Here is a 16,016-nt window from a genome sequence, read left to right on the forward strand (position 1 = left end):
GCATGGCGGTCTACACCGACGTTGCCGCCGACGAGCTTGCGGATTTCCTGAAGCAGTACGATCTCGGCGAATTGCTCTCCTACAAGGGCATCGCCGAGGGCGTCGAGAACACCAACTTCCTGCTGCATACCAGCCAAGGCTCGTTCATCCTCACGCTCTATGAAAAGCGCGTGGCGAAGAACGATCTGCCGTTCTTTCTCGCGCTGATGACGCATCTGGCCGAGCATGGCGTGACCTGTCCGCTGCCGGTGAAGGCGAAAGACGGCGAGGCGCTGCACGAGCTGCAGGGACGGCCCGCCGCGATCATCACCTTTCTCGAGGGCATCTGGCCGCGCAAGCCGAACGCCGTGCACTGCGCCGGCGTCGGCGAGGGGTTGGCGAGGATGCATCTGGCCGGCGCGAACTTTGCGATCAAGCGCGCCAACGCATTGTCGGTCGCGGGCTGGCGGCCGCTGTTCGACGCCGCGGCGGATCGCGCCGACGAGGTGCAGCCGGGCCTGCGCGCGTTTCTGTCCGCCGAGCTCGACTATCTCTCCGGCGGCGTCTGGCCGACCAATCTGCCCGAGGGCGTGATCCACGCCGATCTCTTCAACGACAACGTCTTCTTCCTCGGCGACAAGCTGTCGGGTATCATCGACTTCACCTTCGCCTGCAACGACATGCTGGCCTATGATGTCGCGATCTGCCTGAACGCCTGGTGCTTCGAGCCGGATCATTCCTTCAACGTCACCAAGGCGCGCGCCTTCCTGAATGCCTATGGCCGGGTGCGAAAGCTTTCGGAGGCGGAAGAGGCTGCATTGCCGCTGCTCGCGCGCGGTGCCGCGATCCGCTTCCTGCTGACGCGGCTGGTCGACTGGCTCAACGTGCCCCCGGGCGCGCTCGTCAAGCCGAAGGACCCCCTCGAATATGCCCGCAAGCTGCGCTTCCACCAAAGCGTTTCCAGCGCGCGGGATTACGGGCTGATGCCGTCAGGACTGGTCGCGTGAGTGAGCTTCCCAACGTCACGATCTTCACCGACGGCGCGTGCTCGGGCAATCCCGGGCCCGGCGGGTGGGGCGCAATCCTGAAGTTCGGCGACAAGGAAAAAGAGCTGAACGGCGGCGAGCGCCACACCACCAACAACCAGATGGAATTGATGGCGGCGATCTCGGCGCTGGAAGCGCTGAAGAAGCCGTGCACCGTCGATCTCTACACCGACAGCCAGTATGTCCGTCAGGGCATCACGGCCTGGATTCACGGCTGGAAGCGCAACGGCTGGCGCACCGCCGACAAGAAGCCGGTGAAGAACGTCGAGCTATGGCAGCGCCTCGATGCGGCGTTGAAGGCGCACGAGGTGCGCTGGCACTGGGTCAAGGGCCATGCCGGCCATCCCGAGAACGAACGCGCCGATCAATTGGCGCGCGACGGCATCGTGAAGTCGCGGTTGCAGCAGCGGTTGGGAGAGTAGGGCGCGCCGTCGAAGCCGGACTCTCCGCCATCATCGCCCGGCCTTGACCGGGCGATCCAGTACGCCGAGACAGCTGCGATTGAACCGAGGGGCCGCGGCGTACTGGATGCCCCGCTTTCGCGGAGCATGACAGCGAGAATGACGCGCGAACGTCGCGGGTCTCACCGCTTCTCGATCACAAGGCTCTACCGCACCAAAGGTGTCATCGCCCGGCTTGACCGGGCGATCCAGTACGCCGAGACAGCTGCGATTGAACCGAGGGGCCGCGGCGTACTGGATGCCCCGCCTTCGCGGAGCATGACAGCGAGAATGACGCGCGAACGTCGCGGGTCTCACCGCTTCTCGATCACCAGGCTCGACCGCACCAAAGGTGTCATCGCCCGGCTCGACCGGGCGATCCAGTACGCCGCGACAGCTGTGATTGAACCGAGGGGCCGCGGCGTACTGGATGCTCCGCTTTCGCGGAGCATGACAGCGAGAATGACGCGCGAATTTCGCGGCTCTCACCGCTTCTCGATCACAAGGCTCGACCGCACCAAAGGTGTCATCGCCCGGCTCGACCGGGCGATCCAGTACGCCGCAGCAGCTGTGATTTGTCTCTACGTCTCTGGAATACTGGATGCCCCGCCTTCGCGGGGCATGACAGTGTCTTGTGTGGCTGAGAGCGTGGCCCCAGCTTACAGCTGCCCCAGCAGCGTATCGCCGCCCGAGACCTCGACCTTGCCAGGCATTGCCTCGAGGTTGAGCTTCTTGACCACGCCGTCCTCGACCAGCATCGAATAGCGCTTGGAGCGGATGCCGAGGCCGTTGCCGGAGGCATCCAGCTCCATGCCGATCGCCTTGGCGAAGTCGGCATTGCCGTCGGCGAGGAAGATCGCCTCGTCGCGTTGGTCGGTGTCGCGCTTCCAGGCGTTCATGACGAAAGCGTCGTTGACCGAGACGATCGCGATGGTGTCGACGCCCTTGTCCTTCATGGCGTAGGCGTTGAGGAAGATGCTCGGCAGATGCATCTTGTGGCAGGTGCCGGTGTAGGCGCCGGGCACCGCGAACAGCGCCACCTTCTTGCCCTTGAAGATATCGTCGGTGGTCTTCACCTGCGGGCCTTCCGCCGTCATCACGCGGAATTTCGTCTCGGGCAGCTTGTCGCCAACTTGGATCGCCATCGTCAGTCTCCCTGAAAATCGGTCCCGCTTTTTAGACCGTGCGGCCGGACTGCACAATATTGCCGGCGGAAGAAGCCGACGGGCCGGCGGCCCTTCACCGTTATGTCATCAGCCCGAAAAGCCGCCGCCGTCGAGGAACGCCTGTTCGTCCGCCGTGGTCTCGCGTCCGAGGACATTGTTGCGGTGAGGGAAGCGGCCGAACCGGCGGATGATCTCGGCGTGCTCGGCAGCCGATTCCTGGGCGTCCGTGTTGTCGGTGTCGCGAAACAGCGCGATGCAATGCTCCTGGTCGGGAAGATGCTCTGAATGCATCAGCGGCATATAGAGGAATTCGAGCAGGGCAGGATCGACCCTGTCGCCGGCGCCTCGATCGATGGTGCGGCGGGCAATATCGAGCGCCAGCGCGTCGCTGGAAAAGGCCTGCGGCGTGCCGCGGAACATGTTGCGGGGAAACTGGTCGAGCACGATGACCAGCGCCAGTGCGCCGTCATCGCTGACTTCCCAGGAGGCCAGCCGGCCGGCGGCGGCCTGCTCCCACAGGCTGAGATAGCGGCGCCGGATCTCCGCGTCGAATGCATCGTTGCGCTTGTACCAGCGCTCGCGGCCGGCCTCGCGCCAGAAGGCGAGAATGCCTGATGGCGTGATGTCGCGGACGTCAGTCATGGAGCAGCGGCGGCCTTACGCCGCCTGAGCTTTCTTCTCGTCACGCAACTCGCGGCGCAGGATTTTGCCGACATTGGTCTTGGGCAGGTCGGTGCGGAATTCGATGTGCTTGGGCACCTTGTAGCCGGTGAGCTGCTCGTGACAGAACTTGATCACGTCCTCGGCCGTGAGGTTAGGATCCTTCTTCACCACAAAGGCCTTCACCGCCTCGCCCGATTTGGCATCGGGGATGCCGATCACCGCGCATTCCAGTACGCCCGGATGGCTTGCGATCACTTCCTCGATCTCGTTCGGATAGACGTTGAAGCCGGAGACCAGGATCATGTCCTTCTTGCGGTCCACGATCTTGGTGAAGCCCTTCTCGTCCATCACGCCGATGTCGCCAGTGCGGAAATAGCCGTCGGCGGTCATTACCTTGGCGGTCTCCTCCGGCCTGTTCCAGTAGCCCGACATCACCTGCGGGCCCTTGGCGCAGATCTCGCCGGCCTGGCCGAGCGGCAGCTCATTGCCGTCGTCGTCGCGGATCGAGATCCAGGTCGAGGGCACGGGGATGCCGATCGAGCCGGAGAATTCGGTCGTGTTCGCGGGGTTGCAGGTCAGCGTCGGCGAGGTCTCCGACAGGCCGTAGCCCTCGGCGATGAAGCAGCCGGTCACGGCCTTCCACTGCTCGGCCACCGGGCGCTGCACCGCCATGCCGCCGCCGTTGGAGATCTTCAGCTTGGAGAAGTCGAGCTTCTTGAAGTCAGGATGGTGCATCAGGCCGTTGTAGAGCGTGTTGACGGCCGGGAAGCTGTTGACCTGATACTTGGCCAGCTCCTTGATGAAGCCCGCGATGTCGCGCGGGTTCGGGATCAGGAGATTGCAGCCGCCGGCGCGCACCGCGAGCAAGTAGCAGGCCGTCAGCGCGAAGATGTGATAGAGCGGCAGGGCGCAGACGATCATCAACTGCTCGACATGCGGCGGCGCATTGAGCGCCGGCTGCAGCCATGCGTCGTTCTGCAGCACGTTGGCGACGATGTTGCGGTGGAGCAGCGTGGCGCCCTTGGAGACGCCGGTGGTGCCGCCGGTATATTGCAGGAAGGCGACGTCGCCGGGCGAGAGCTTTGGCTTGTTGAAGGTCTGGCCGCGGCCGGCCGCGAGCGCGTCGTTGAACGACACCGAGCCCGGCAGCGCGAAGGCCGGCACCATCTTCTTGACGCGGCGCACGACGAGATTGACGATCACGCCCTTGAAGCCGAGCAGATCGCCCATGCTGGCGACGATGACGTGCTTGACCGGCGTCTTGTTGATCACCTGCTGGACGGTGTGGGCAAAGTTCTCCAGCACGATGACGGCCTCGGCGCCGGAATCCTTGAGCTGATGCTCGAGCTCGCGCGGGGTGTAGAGCGGGTTGACGTTGACCACGGCAAAGCCGGCGCGCAGCACTGCGGCGGTGGCGACCGGATATTGCAGCACGTTCGGCATCATGATCGCGACGCGGGCGCCGCGCTGCAGGCCGCGGCCCTGCAAATAGGCAGCGAGCGCCAGTGACATCTGGTCGAGGTCGCGATAGGTGATCGCCTTGTCCATGCAAATGAACGCCTTGCGGTCGGCGAACTTCGCAAAGCTCTCCTCCAGCAGATCGACCAGCGATGCGTATTGCGTCGGCTCGATATCAGCGGGCACGCCGGGCGGATATTGCTTGAGCCAGATGCGCTCCATGGAAACTCCCCTCTCTCAACACCAGAGCCCGTTGTGTCCCGGGCTGCCTCATTGCCTGCAGTATCGAGCCTGCCGGAACGGCTGGCAAGCGGTCGAGGCTTAGGGCAAAGGCCGGGGAGTGGCTACTGGAATCGTCGCAAGTCGTTGCCGCAGGTGCGAAGTGCGGCCGGCGGCCGCAAGCATTAACCTAGCTGTTGTTGGGCGCGGGCTTCGGCGCAGGCTTTGTCGCGGCCTTGGGCTTTGCTGGCCTGCTCGCCTGATCGCCGCTCGCCGCCGGCTTGTTCGCAGCAGGCTTGTTGTCAGCGGACTTGTTGTCAGTCGGCTTGGCCGCGGCATGCCTGCTCGCGGCCGGCTTTGCCGCGCTCTTCGTATCACTCTTTGCGTCACCTTTCGCCTTGGCGTCGGTCTTGGCATCGGTCTTGGCGGCTGCTGTCTTGGCCGCGCTGCCGGCGTCGAGCTTCTTGGCAACGCGAGACTTCTTGCCACGCCCCTTCGGTGTGGCCTGCTGGTCGCTGTCGGCTGCGACCGCCGCGACCAGGGCCGCGCCCGTGCGCGTCGGGCCGGTATAGACCACCACGGGCTCCACAGGCTCCGGGGCCGAGGCCATCAGCTCGGAGGCCTTCATCAGCGGCGGTTGGAGGCCGGCGGTGAAGAAGGTGACCTTGGCTTCGCCACCGGTCAGGGAAGTCGATCCGCTGCCATTGGTCGCGATCAACGCATCGTCGTCGTCGCTGGCCGGATGCTTGCGATGACCGCCGCACATCTCGTCGCGCAGGTTCGGCGGCGAGGCGTCGACCGGCACGAGGTTTTCAACGGTGCCGAGCGAGGGGCGCAGCCACGACAGATTGTCCTGGCTGAAGCCGCGCTCGAGCAGCTGCGCGGCCTTCACCGCGCGCGCGGTGCCGGAGCTGGCGCCGAGCACCACCGCGATCAGGCGGCGGCCGTTGCGCGTGGCCGACGCAACGAGATTGTAGCCGGACGCGCAGATGAAGCCGGTCTTGAAGCCGTCGGCGCCGGGATAGCGGCCGATCAGCTTGTTGAAGTTCGGCGTGATCCGCTTGCCGAAACGGATCGCGGGGATATGCACGAAATATTCGTATTCGGGCAGGTCGCGCAGGAACGAGCGGGCGAGAATGCCGAGGTCGCGCGCCGAGGTGACGTGTCCGTCCGCGGGCAGGCCGTTCGGATTGACGTAGTTTGTCTGCGTCATGCCGAGCTTCTTCGCGGTGTCGTTCATCATCGCCGCGAAGCCGTCGATCGAGCCGCCGACGCCTTCGGCCAGCACCACGGCCATGTCGTTCGCCGACTTGACCATCATCATCTTCAGGGCGTTGTCGACGGTGAGCTGTGTCCCCGGACGCAGGCCCATCTTCGAGGGTGACTGCGAGGCGGCCGTCGGTGACACCGTCAGCAGCGTGTCGAGCGTGATCTTGCCGTCCTTCACCGCCTTCAGCGTCACATAAGCGGTCATGATCTTGGTAACAGAGGCCGGGTACCAGGGGATGGTGGCGTTGTCGGCCTGCAGCACCTTGCCGGTATCGGCTTCGATCAGCAGCAGCGCTTCGGCATTGACGGCACGGGGCAAGACGATCGCACCGATGGCAATCGTCGCGGCGAACAGGTTGAACAGGGATTTGCGAAGCAGCGGGCGAAAGGCGTGCACTATCCGATTCCGGTCCTTGGAGATCCGCTGGTTCCACGCGGTTCTCGTGATCTGATGTTCGGTTTTGAAATCCAGCGCCGCCGCTCGCGGCAGCGCAAACCTATACTGGCTCGTGCGTCGAGAATAGGGGCTTCGCACCGGTATTCCGCAATGAAATAGGCTGAATTTCGACGGCGCTACGGGGACTTGACGGCAGCCGAAGCGGCCTCCGCGGCACTCGCGCTGCCCCGCGCGGCCGGTGCTTGTTCCTGCACCATGAACTGGGCCTTGGCGAGCTCGGCAAAATGGCCGCCTTTGGCCACGAGTTCATCGAAAGTTCCGCTTTCGATCACCCGTCCGCTCTCGAACACCAGAATCCGCGTGGCATTGCGGATGGTGGAGAGGCGGTGGGCGATCACGAAGGTGGTGCGGCCCTTCATCACTTCGTCGAGAGCGGCGTTCACCTTGGCCTCGGTCACGGCATCGAGCGCGGAGGTCGCCTCGTCCAGGATCAGGATCGGCGGGTCCTTCAGCAGCGCACGCGCGATCGACAGCCGCTGCCGCTCTCCGCCGGAAAGCATGCGGCCGCGCTCGCCGGCATTGGTCGCAAAGCCGCCGCTGCGCTCGATGAATTCGAGCGCTTGGGCGCGCTCCGCCGCCTTGCGCATCTCGGCTTCGGTTGCATCCGGCTTGCCGACGCGCAAATTCTCCTCGATCGAGCGGTTGAACAGCAGCGCTTCCTGGAACACGACGCCGATGTTCCGCCGCAGCGATGTCAGCGTCACGCCGCGCACGTCCATGCCGTCGATCCTGATGAATCCGGATTGCGGATCGAAGGCGCGGTGCAGAAGCGCGATCGCAGTCGACTTGCCGGCGCCGGTCGGACCGACCAGCGCGATGGTTTGGCCGGGCAGCGCGGTGAAGGAGAGGTCCTCGATCGCGGGCCGCTTGCCGTCATAGGAGAAGGTGACGTCGTTGAACTCGACGAGGCCGGACAGCCGCCCGGCATCGATCGCATCGGGCCGGTCGTGCACCGCGGGCACGGCATCGAGCACATTGAAGAACTCGCGCAGGCGCGGGGCTTCCATGAAGACGTTGTTGATGAAGCTGACGACCTGCTCCAGCTTCTGGATCAGCAGCGTGGCGAAGCTCACGAACATCACGATCTCGCCGACCGACGTCAGGCCCTGGTCGTGCAGCGCGATGCCGAGCGTGAAGATCGCGAGCACGGTGATGGTGGTCGAGGCGCGCGTGATGACAGTGACGAGCGCCCACCAGGAGAGAACAGGCATTTGCGCCGCGAGCAGCTCGTCGGCGACCGAGCGCAAGCCCTTCACCTCGGATTCGACACGCACAAAGCTCTGCACTAGCGCGACATTGCCGAGCGCGTCGGAGGCGCGTGCGGAGAGCTCGCTGTAATGCTCCTCGACCGCCATCTGCATGCCGAAGGTCCTGCGCACGACGAAGGTCGTCAGCGCGGTGAAGACGATGCAGAGCACGAACAAGAGGATCGCGAGCCGCCAGTTCAGGTACAGCGACAGCGGCAGCAGCACCACGACCGAGAGGATCGCGGCAAAATGCTCGCGAAAGAAGCCGAGCCAGAGCCGCCACAGCGCGTCCGTGCCGTTGAGCATCACCTTCATCAGCCGTCCCGAATGGGTGCCGGAGTGGAAGGTCAGCGGCAACTGCAGGATGTGCTCGAAATAGCTGGTCAACACCGCCTGGCGCTGGCGATGCGAGAGCCGGTCGGCTTGCAGCGCCACGAGCGCGCTGCAGGCGATGGTGAACAGGCCGAACGCGACCCATGCCAGCAGGAACGGCCAGGCCGAGCTCGAGCCTGCGACGCTCTTGCCTGAGAGCACGTCGACGATCCGCCCGAACAGCACCGGCTCGGCGAATTGCGAGCCTGCCAGCAGCAGATTGGCGAATGCCAGCAGCCAGCCCAGCCGTGCCTCCTTGCCGAGCAGCTCCAGAACGCGGGTGTAGAGACCGAAAATGGACATGAAGCAGGCGTCGACCCAGGCAGGCGGTATGACCTTGAAATGACATTCTAAGCAGGGATCGCCCGCGAGATACAGCGGAAGCTTTTGCTATCCGATCGATCTCTCGCCGGCGGGGCTGAGCCGGCGCGGGTTGGGCTCGTCTGCATCACCCAACATGAATGGAAGGTGAGCGGCGGTTGCGTCACGATCACGCAATGCCGTTCAGCTTGTGTTGGGGTTGGGGAACCTAACTTAGGTGACGGGTGTTTGAGAGGCATGAGCCTGTCTCGAGGCACCAATGCAGGTCCCAAGGAGGGTCCAAGTCATGTTTGACCGATTTTCAAGGTTTGCCGGCCGCAAGGCCGTTCTCGCCACTGCCGCGGTGCTGGCGCTGACCAGTGTCGCCCCCACCGCCTCGTTCGCTGGCGGCCGCCACTGGCACGGCGGTGGCGGCGCGGCCTTCGCCGGTGCGGCGATTGCCGGCGCCATCGGCACCGGGCTTGCGATCGCAGCGAGCCGCGACGCCTACGCCTATGATCCGGGTCCGGGCTACTACTACGACAGCGGCCCGGCCTACTACAGCGCCCCCGGCTATGGTCCCTATTATTACGGCTCGGGCTACCAGGAGCGCTATGGCGGCTACAACAAGGTCTGCGCCCACGGCTATTCCGGTTACGGCTGCGAATAACCAATCGCCGGAAGCCATCGATCAACAGGCCGTCGCGCTTGCCGCGCCGGCCTGTTTTTTGCTTTTGTTCTCAGGCGTTAACGCGCTCTCCATTGGTTTAGAGTAGTTTTGCGTACATGAGTGATTCGCTTGAGCGGCTATATCTGGCTGTGCTCGCGGCCAGGGACCTTGATCCGGCAACATCGCGCACCGCGCGCCTGTTTCAGCGCGGCCCCTCCAAGATGGCGAAGAAGCTGGCCGAAGAGGCGATCGAGGTCGTGATCGATGCGGTCAACGGCGACGCCAAGGCCGTGGTCCGGGAAAGCGCCGATCTGCTCTACAATCTCACCGTGCTCTGGGCGTCCGCAGGCGTGCGCCCCGAAGACGTCTGGCGCGAGATGGCGCGGCGTGAGGACATGCTCGGCATTGCCGAAAAGCTGCCGAAGTCGCCGATGAAACTGCCCAAAGTCGCTTCACCCCGCATCTCCGCCCGGCGGCCGATTGTCGCGCTCGAAGGGCGCGGGGCGCGGAAACGGCACTAAAGCGCGATGAAGCATCATCGCGCTTTAGGTTGTTGTTTGAGCGTGATCTTTCCGGAAAACCGCTCACACTTTGCGCTAACGCGGCCCTTCGGGTCCGGATCACGCTGACCGTCACAAAACTCGCGATGGACAAATCCGTCCCATGGTGCTTCATCGCGGCGCCATGCTGAAACGTATCTACGACTGGTGCATCGACGCCGCCCACAAGCCCTACGCGCTCTGGATCATGGGTGCCGTGGCTTTCGCAGAAAGCTCCTTCTTTCCCGTCCCGCCGGACGTGATGCTGATCCCGATGTCGCTGGCGCGCCCCCAGCGCGCCTGGATCTATGCGGCGATCTGCACCGCGACCTCGGTGCTGGGCGGACTGCTCGGCTATGCCATCGGCGCGCTGCTGTTTGACTCGATCGGACATTGGCTGATCCAGGTCTATGGCCTCGGCGACAAGGTCGACGCTTTCCGCGCCTCCTATGCCGAGTGGGGCGCCGTCATCATCCTGCTGAAGGGCCTGACGCCGATCCCCTACAAGCTCGTCACCATCACCTCGGGCTTTGCCGGCTACAATCTCGCTCTTTTCGTCCTGTGCTCGATCGTCGCGCGCGGCGGACGCTTCTTCATCGTGGCGATCCTGCTCAACCGCTATGGCGACTGGATTCGCGAGCGGATCGAGCGGCATCTCGGCCTCTGGGTCGCGCTCGGCGCCGCCGTGCTGGTGCTCGGCTTTGTTGTGGCGATCAAGCTGATTTAGAGCATGATCCGGACCCGAAGGGCCGCGTTAGCGCAAAGTGTGAAGCGGTTTTCCGACAAGATCATGCTCACGCAATAACGCCCGCTTTGCCACTGCGCCCGCTTCGGCTACGGTTGGCCTCATGATGGTTCGATCCGGCAATCCGGCCGTCCGGCTCGGGACGCTGATGTCAGCAGTGCTGCTCCTGCTCGGTGCCGGCGGGACCGGCTTGGCGCAATCGGCGCCGCCCTCGCTCGGCTTGCAGGAGCAGGGGCCTCAGGCCGCGCCACCGCCCGCGCCCTCGGCGCCGCCGGCGGGCGAGGACAACCCCGGTCTGATCCACGAAATGGGCAAGCTGTTCGACAAGCTGCCCTCGATCCTGCCGCCGATCAAAAGCCCCGGCGAGACCATGAACGATTTGTCGCGCCTGGCGACGCCGTCGACCATGGTCTCCGGCCGTGCGGCCTGCCCGATCTCCTCGAACGGTGCGCCCGACTGCAAGCTCGCCGCCAACCAGCTCTGCCAGAGCAAGGGCTACAAGGAAGGCCGGAGCCTCAATACCGACGCCACCGAGAAGTGCTCGGCCAAGGTTCTCATTCCGGGCAGGCAACGCAAACCCGACGATTGCCGCACCGATACCGCCGTCACCAGCGCGCTGTGCCAGAACTGAAGGACGTCGCGCGAGCAGCAAGGAGCGCCCATGAGCCGCTACGAGCAGGACTTCCTCGGACAGCGTGAGATCGCCGACGACATCTACTACGGCGTCCAGACCATCCGGGGGAAGGAGAACTTCCACATCACCGGCATTCCGATGAACCAGGAGCCTTACTTCGTGAAGGCGCTGGGTTACGTCAAGAAGGCCGCGGCGATGGCCAACCGCGACCTCGGCGCGATCGACGTCAAGGTCGCCGATGCCATCATCCTCGGCTGCGACCGCGTCATCGCCGGCGACATGATGGATCAGTTCGTCACCGACTTCATCCAGGGCGGCGCCGGCACCTCGACCAACATGAACGCCAACGAGGTGATCGCCAACCTCGCGCTGGAATCGCTCGGCTTCCACAAGGGCGACTACCAGCACGTCAGCCCGAACGACCACGTCAATTACGGCCAGTCCACCAACGACACCTATCCGACCGCGTTTCGCCTCGCGCTGATCCTGCGCCTCGAGAGCTACATGACGGCGCTGCGCCAGCTCCAGGAGGCGTTCTTCGCCAAGGGCCGCGAGTTCGATCGCGTCCTGAAGATGGGCCGCACGCATCTGCAGGATGCGGTGCCGATGTCGCTCGGGGCCGAATTCCGCGGATGGGGCACCACGATCGGTGAGGAGGTCGACCGCATCTCGGAGGCGCGTGCGCTGCTGCGCGAGATTAATCTCGGCGCCACCGCGATCGGCACGTCGGTGACGGCCGCAGTCGGCTATCCCAAGCTCGCGGTCCGGCACTTGAGTGCGCTCACCGGCGTCGATTTCATTCTCGCCGGCGACCTGGTCGAGGCGACCTCGGACACCGGTGCCTATGTGCAGCTCTCGGGCGTCCTGAAGCGCACCGCGAGCAAGCTGACCAAAATCTGCAACGACATCCGCCTGCTCGCCTCCGGCCCGCGGGCCGGCTTCAACGAGATCAACCTGCCGCAATTGCAGCCGGGCTCATCGATCATGCCGGGCAAGGTCAACCCCGTCATCCCCGAGGTCGTCAACCAGACCAGCTTCCTCGTCATCGGCCTCGACACCACCGTGACGCTCGCGGCGAGCGCCGGCCAGCTCCAGCTCAACGTGATGGAGCCGGTGATCTCGTTCGCGCTGTTCTTCTCGATCCGCACCATGGAGCGCGCGGTCAACTCCTTGCGCGAAAACTGCATCGTCGGCATCACCGCGAATGAAGAGCACACCCGCAACATCGTGCTGAACTCGCTCGGCATCGTCACCGTGCTGAAGCCGCTGCTCGGCTACAAGCAATGCGCCGAGATCGCGCGCGAAGGCTACAAGAGCGGCAAGTCGCTGCACCAGATCGTGGTGAGCGAACGTAAGCTGCTGACGCAGGAGAAATGGGACGAGATGTTCTCGTTCGAGCGGCTGATCAATCCGGATTTGATTGGATGACGCTGTCATTCCGGGGCGCGCGGGAGCGCGAACCCGGAATCCATTTCGCCATTCGCGCTGACGCACGATGGATTCCGGGCCCGACGCTGCGCGTCGTCCCGGAATCACGAGGGGCAGGAATTCCGCGCGTTGGAATTGCCGTAGCGGCGTCCGTCCCGACGTCGCAACGCAATACTTGACAGTGGAAAGATTGCCTTGTTGGTATGGCCCCAACCTCTCATGCGCCTGCCAGCAAAGGATCGCTTCGCAATGTCCATGCCTGCTCTGTTTAAGGGGCGCCTGTCGATCCCCGTGATCGGTTCGCCGCTCTTCATCATCTCGGTGCCCGACCTCGTGATCGCGCAGTGCAAGGCGGGCGTGGTGGGCTCGTTCCCGGCGCTGAATGCGCGGCCGCCCGAGCTGCTCGACGAATGGCTTGCGCGCATCACCGAAGAGCTGGCGGCCTATGACCGCGCCCATCCCGACAAGCCATCGGCGCCGTTCGCGGTCAACCAGATCGTGCACAAGTCGAACAACCGGCTCGACCACGACATGCAGCTCTGCGCCAAGTACAAGGTGCCGATGATCATCTCCTCGCTCGGCGCGCGCGAGGAGCTGAACCAGGCGGTTCATGGCTGGGGCGGCATCGTCTTCCACGACGTGATCAATCAAAAGTTTGCCCACAAGGCGATCGAGAAGGGCGCCGACGGCCTGATCCTGGTCGCGGCCGGCGCCGGCGGTCATGCCGGCACGATCTCGCCGCTGGCCTTCGTTGCCGAGACGCGGAAGTGGTTCGACGGTCCGATCGCGCTGTCGGGCGCCATCGGCAACGGCAAGGCAATTCGCGCCGCGCGCATCCTCGGCGCCGACTTCGCCTATATCGGCTCGGCCTTCATCGCGACCAAGGAAGCCAACGCGGTCGAGAAGTACAAGGAGATGATCGCGGGCTCGACGGCCGACGACATCGTCTATTCCAACCTCTTCACCGGCGTGCACGGCAATTACCTGAAGCCCTCGATCCTCGCTGCCGGCATGGATCCGGAAAACCTGCCGACGTCGGATCCCTCCAAGATGAATTTCGGCACCGACGCCTCCGGCGAGCGCGCCAAGCCGAAGGCCTGGAAGGAGATCTGGGGCTCGGGCCAGGGCATTGGCAGCGTCGACGGCATCTTGCCCGCCGCCGAGCTGATCGCGCGCTTCAGGAAGGAATACGAGGAAGCGATCGATCCGCCGTTGTGATGGCGTTTGCAATGACCGCCATCTATCGCGTCGACGGCAACAGCGTCGTCACCAGCCCCAACGCCGCCGGTCCCTGGGACCGGCGCATGCAGCATGGCTCGGCGCCGTCAGCGCTGGTGACGTGGGCGGCGGAGCGGATCGCGACGCCGGTGCCGATGACCATCGCGCGGGTCACGATCGATCTGATGCGCCCGGTGCCGGTGGCGCCGCTCACCATCGAGAGCGAGGTGCTGCGCGAGGGACGCAAGATCCAGCTCTGCGAGATCAAGCTGTTCGCCGACGACGTGCAGGTGGTCGACGCGACCGTGCTCAAGATCAAGCAGCAGTCGCAGCCGCTGCCCGACGACGTCAGGGACTTGCCTGTTACCCTGCCGTCGCCCGAGGATTCGCTGGTCGAGGACGGTCACGGCGCGACCAGTCCGTTCGCGGGCATGGTCTCGATGCGCGCGGCGCGTGGCCGCTTCGGCCAGGCGGGGGCGGGCGCGATCTGGTTTCGCCTCGACCATCCGCTGGTCGAGGGCGAGGTGGTCTCACAGGCGATGCGCGCCGTGGTCGCTGCCGATTTCTCCAACGGCACCGCCTCGACGCTCGACTTCCGCAGCTGGACCTACATCAACGCCGACCTCACGGTAAATCTTGCGCGCCAGCCGGTCGGCGACTGGATCTTGCTCGACGGCGAATCCTGGATCGGCCCTGATGGCGCGGGCCTTGCGATGTCACGGCTCGCGGATCGGCAGGGCTATTTTGGCCGCGCGGTGCAGAGCCTTGTGATCGAGAAGCGGTGAGCGGCGCGACGTTCGCGCGTCATTCTCGCTGTCATGCTCCGCGAAAGCGGGGCATCCAGTACGCCGCGGCCCCCGGTTCAATCGCAGCTGTCTCGGCGTACTGGATCGCCCGGTCGAGCCGGGCGATGACACCTTTGGTGCGGTAGAGCCTGGTGGTCGAGAAGCCGTCAGCGGCGCGAAATTCGCGCGTCATGCTCCGCGAAAGCGGGGCATCCAGTACGCCGCGGCCCCTCGGTCCAATCGCAGCTGTCTCGGCGTACTGGATCGCCCGGTCGAGCCGAGCGATGACACCTTTGGTGCGGTAGAGCCTGGTGATCGAGAAGCGGTGAGACCCGCGACGTTCGCGCGTCATTCTCGCTGTCATGCTCCGCGAAAGCGGGGCATCCAGTACGCCGCGGCCCCTCGGTTCAATCGCAGCTGTCTCGGCGTACTGGATCGCCCGGTCGAGCCGGGCGATGACACCTTTGGTACGGTAGAGCCTTGTGATCGAGAAGCGGTGAGCGGCGCGACGTTCGCGCGTCATTCTCGCTGTCATGCTGCGCGAAAGCGGGGCATCCAGTACGCCGCGGCCCCTCGGTTCAATCACAGCTGTCTCGGCGTACTGGATCGCCCGGTCAAGCCGGGCGATGACACCTTTGGCGCGGTAGAGCCTGGTGATCGAGAAGCGGTGAGACCCGCGACGTTCGCGCGTCATTCTCGCTGTCATGCTCCGCGAAAGCGGGGCATCCAGTACGCCGCAGCCCCCGGTTCAATCGCAGCTGTCTCGGCGTACTGGATCGCCCGGTCAAGCCGGGCGATGACACCTTTGGTGCGGTCGAGCCTGGTGATCGAGAAGCGGTGAGCGGCGCGACATTCGCGCGTCATTCTCGCTGTCATGCTCCGCGAAAGCGGGGCATCCAGTACGCGGCGGCCGCTCGCTTCAATCGCAGCTGTCTCGGCGTACTGGATCGCCCGGTCAAGCCGGGCGATGACACCTTTGGTGCGGTCGAGCCTTGTGATCGAGAAGCGGTGAGCGGCGCGACGTTCGCGCGTCATTCTCGTGGTCATGCTCCGCGAAAGCGGGGCATCCAGTACGCCGCGGCCCCTCGGTTCAATCGCAGCTGTCTCGGCGTACTGGATCGCCCGGTCAAGCCGGGCGATGACACCTTTGGCGCGGTAGAGCCTGGTGATCGAGAAGCGATGAGCGTGACGGCGGCGCCGTTTTCGCGCTTGGGGCCGATTGAACGGCAGGCTTCCGCCGCCGCGGAAGGGATGCTTGGTCATATTCGACTTGGCATCCTGCCAGTTCACAATCCGTAGAAGATCTTGATCTCCCACAGCACCACGACGATAGCCGTGATCAACGTGACCGCGGCGACTGCACTTTCCAGGGAAGCGACTC

General features: G+C 64.6%; 16 protein-coding genes. 9 read left to right on the forward strand and 7 right to left on the reverse strand.

Translation table 11 applies throughout. The annotated features are described in order from the left end of the window. Nucleotides 1-2: 2 nt before the first annotated feature. Together XH91_RS05570 and rnhA are read left to right on the forward strand one after the other, a co-directional pair. Nucleotides 3-986: a homoserine kinase gene (locus XH91_RS05570; RefSeq protein ID WP_128949645.1), complete on the forward strand. Its 984-nt coding sequence runs from the start codon at nucleotides 3-5 to the stop codon at nucleotides 984-986. After that, nucleotides 983-1,447, forward strand: coding sequence for a ribonuclease HI (gene rnhA, locus XH91_RS05575; protein WP_128949646.1), 465 nt, complete (start codon nucleotides 983-985; stop codon nucleotides 1,445-1,447). The genes XH91_RS05570 and rnhA overlap by 4 nt, the downstream gene beginning before the upstream one ends. 677 nt (nucleotides 1,448-2,124) lie before the next feature. Here rnhA and XH91_RS05585 read toward each other — a convergent pair. The 5 genes from XH91_RS05585 to XH91_RS05605 form a co-directional block, all read right to left on the reverse strand. Further along, entirely contained in the window at nucleotides 2,125-2,610 is a 486-nt protein-coding gene (locus tag XH91_RS05585; protein ID WP_128949648.1) for a peroxiredoxin, read from the reverse strand. 108 nt (nucleotides 2,611-2,718) lie between these two features. After that, nucleotides 2,719-3,273, reverse strand: a complete 555-nt coding sequence (locus XH91_RS05590; protein WP_128949649.1) for a DUF924 family protein — start codon at nucleotides 3,271-3,273, stop codon at nucleotides 2,719-2,721. A 15-nt stretch (nucleotides 3,274-3,288) separates the two neighbouring features. Then, entirely contained in the window at nucleotides 3,289-4,974 is a 1,686-nt protein-coding gene (locus XH91_RS05595) for a long-chain fatty acid--CoA ligase (protein WP_128949650.1), read from the reverse strand. Nucleotides 4,975-5,161: 187 nt separating this feature from the next. Next, nucleotides 5,162-6,637: a D-alanyl-D-alanine carboxypeptidase family protein gene (locus XH91_RS05600; protein WP_128949651.1), complete on the reverse strand. Its 1,476-nt coding sequence runs from the start codon at nucleotides 6,635-6,637 to the stop codon at nucleotides 5,162-5,164. A gap of 176 nt (nucleotides 6,638-6,813) precedes the next feature. Next, the gene (locus XH91_RS05605) at nucleotides 6,814-8,619 is read right to left on the reverse strand and encodes a glucan ABC transporter ATP-binding protein/ permease (RefSeq protein ID WP_128949652.1); all 1,806 of its coding nucleotides are present in this window, start codon (nucleotides 8,617-8,619) and stop codon (nucleotides 6,814-6,816) included. Nucleotides 8,620-8,923: 304 nt separating this feature from the next. On the opposite strand from XH91_RS05605, the gene XH91_RS05610 reads away from it, so the two are divergent. The 7 genes from XH91_RS05610 to XH91_RS05640 all read left to right on the forward strand — a co-directional run bounded on the left by XH91_RS05610 (nucleotide 8,924) and on the right by XH91_RS05640 (nucleotide 14,635). Further along, a complete protein-coding gene (locus tag XH91_RS05610; RefSeq protein WP_128949653.1) occupies nucleotides 8,924-9,286 on the forward strand; it encodes a hypothetical protein in 363 nt (120 codons plus the stop codon). Nucleotides 9,287-9,402: 116 nt separating this feature from the next. Continuing rightward, nucleotides 9,403-9,807, forward strand: a complete 405-nt coding sequence (gene hisE, locus XH91_RS05615; RefSeq protein ID WP_128949654.1) for a phosphoribosyl-ATP diphosphatase — start codon at nucleotides 9,403-9,405, stop codon at nucleotides 9,805-9,807. A 142-nt stretch (nucleotides 9,808-9,949) separates the two neighbouring features. Next, the gene (locus XH91_RS05620; protein WP_206736855.1) at nucleotides 9,950-10,552 is read left to right on the forward strand and encodes a YqaA family protein; all 603 of its coding nucleotides are present in this window, start codon (nucleotides 9,950-9,952) and stop codon (nucleotides 10,550-10,552) included. A 121-nt stretch (nucleotides 10,553-10,673) separates the two neighbouring features. Next, complete coding sequence (locus XH91_RS05625; RefSeq protein WP_128949655.1) at nucleotides 10,674-11,201, forward strand: hypothetical protein; 528 nt, start codon at nucleotides 10,674-10,676, stop codon at nucleotides 11,199-11,201. 30 nt (nucleotides 11,202-11,231) lie between these two features. Further along, on the forward strand, nucleotides 11,232-12,632 hold the full coding sequence (locus tag XH91_RS05630) for an aspartate ammonia-lyase (RefSeq protein WP_128949656.1): 1,401 nt from the start codon (nucleotides 11,232-11,234) through the stop codon (nucleotides 12,630-12,632). Nucleotides 12,633-12,881: 249 nt separating this feature from the next. Next, complete coding sequence (locus tag XH91_RS05635; protein WP_128949657.1) at nucleotides 12,882-13,850, forward strand: NAD(P)H-dependent flavin oxidoreductase; 969 nt, start codon at nucleotides 12,882-12,884, stop codon at nucleotides 13,848-13,850. Between the two features lie 11 nt (nucleotides 13,851-13,861). Beyond that, nucleotides 13,862-14,635, forward strand: a complete 774-nt coding sequence (locus XH91_RS05640) for a thioesterase family protein (RefSeq protein ID WP_128949658.1) — start codon at nucleotides 13,862-13,864, stop codon at nucleotides 14,633-14,635. Nucleotides 14,636-14,666: 31 nt separating this feature from the next. Here XH91_RS05640 and XH91_RS38710 read toward each other — a convergent pair whose 3' ends face one another. Both XH91_RS38710 and XH91_RS38715 read right to left on the reverse strand, forming a co-directional pair. Continuing rightward, entirely contained in the window at nucleotides 14,667-15,329 is a 663-nt protein-coding gene (locus XH91_RS38710) for a hypothetical protein (RefSeq protein WP_164938252.1), read from the reverse strand. Between the two features lie 8 nt (nucleotides 15,330-15,337). After that, entirely contained in the window at nucleotides 15,338-15,925 is a 588-nt protein-coding gene (locus XH91_RS38715) for a hypothetical protein (protein ID WP_206736856.1), read from the reverse strand. Between the last annotated feature and the right edge of the window lie 91 nt (nucleotides 15,926-16,016).

Source organism: Bradyrhizobium guangzhouense (assembly GCF_004114955.1).
In the GTDB taxonomy this organism is placed as follows: domain Bacteria; phylum Pseudomonadota; class Alphaproteobacteria; order Rhizobiales; family Xanthobacteraceae; genus Bradyrhizobium; species Bradyrhizobium guangzhouense.

Excerpts from the sequence above, each read along its gene's own strand:
- XH91_RS05640 (WP_128949658.1), top strand. The coding sequence starts at position 13,862 with ATGACCGCCATCTATCGCGTCGACGGCAACAGCGTCGTCACCAGCCCC.
- XH91_RS05625 (WP_128949655.1), top strand. The coding sequence starts at position 10,674 with ATGATGGTTCGATCCGGCAATCCGGCCGTCCGGCTCGGGACGCTGATG.
- XH91_RS05595 (WP_128949650.1), bottom strand. The coding sequence starts at position 4,974 with ATGGAGCGCATCTGGCTCAAGCAATATCCGCCCGGCGTGCCCGCTGAT.
- XH91_RS05630 (WP_128949656.1), top strand. The coding sequence starts at position 11,232 with ATGAGCCGCTACGAGCAGGACTTCCTCGGACAGCGTGAGATCGCCGAC.
- XH91_RS05590 (WP_128949649.1), bottom strand. The coding sequence starts at position 3,273 with ATGACTGACGTCCGCGACATCACGCCATCAGGCATTCTCGCCTTCTGG.
- XH91_RS05635 (WP_128949657.1), top strand. The coding sequence starts at position 12,882 with ATGTCCATGCCTGCTCTGTTTAAGGGGCGCCTGTCGATCCCCGTGATC.
- XH91_RS05610 (WP_128949653.1), top strand. The coding sequence starts at position 8,924 with ATGTTTGACCGATTTTCAAGGTTTGCCGGCCGCAAGGCCGTTCTCGCC.
- XH91_RS05605 (WP_128949652.1), bottom strand. The coding sequence starts at position 8,619 with ATGTCCATTTTCGGTCTCTACACCCGCGTTCTGGAGCTGCTCGGCAAG.
- XH91_RS05570 (WP_128949645.1), top strand. The coding sequence starts at position 3 with ATGGCGGTCTACACCGACGTTGCCGCCGACGAGCTTGCGGATTTCCTG.
- XH91_RS38710 (WP_164938252.1), bottom strand. The coding sequence starts at position 15,329 with ATGACGCGCGAACGTCGCGGGTCTCACCGCTTCTCGATCACCAGGCTC.
- XH91_RS05585 (WP_128949648.1), bottom strand. The coding sequence starts at position 2,610 with ATGGCGATCCAAGTTGGCGACAAGCTGCCCGAGACGAAATTCCGCGTG.
- hisE (WP_128949654.1), top strand. The coding sequence starts at position 9,403 with ATGAGTGATTCGCTTGAGCGGCTATATCTGGCTGTGCTCGCGGCCAGG.
- XH91_RS05620 (WP_206736855.1), top strand. The coding sequence starts at position 9,950 with ATGGTGCTTCATCGCGGCGCCATGCTGAAACGTATCTACGACTGGTGC.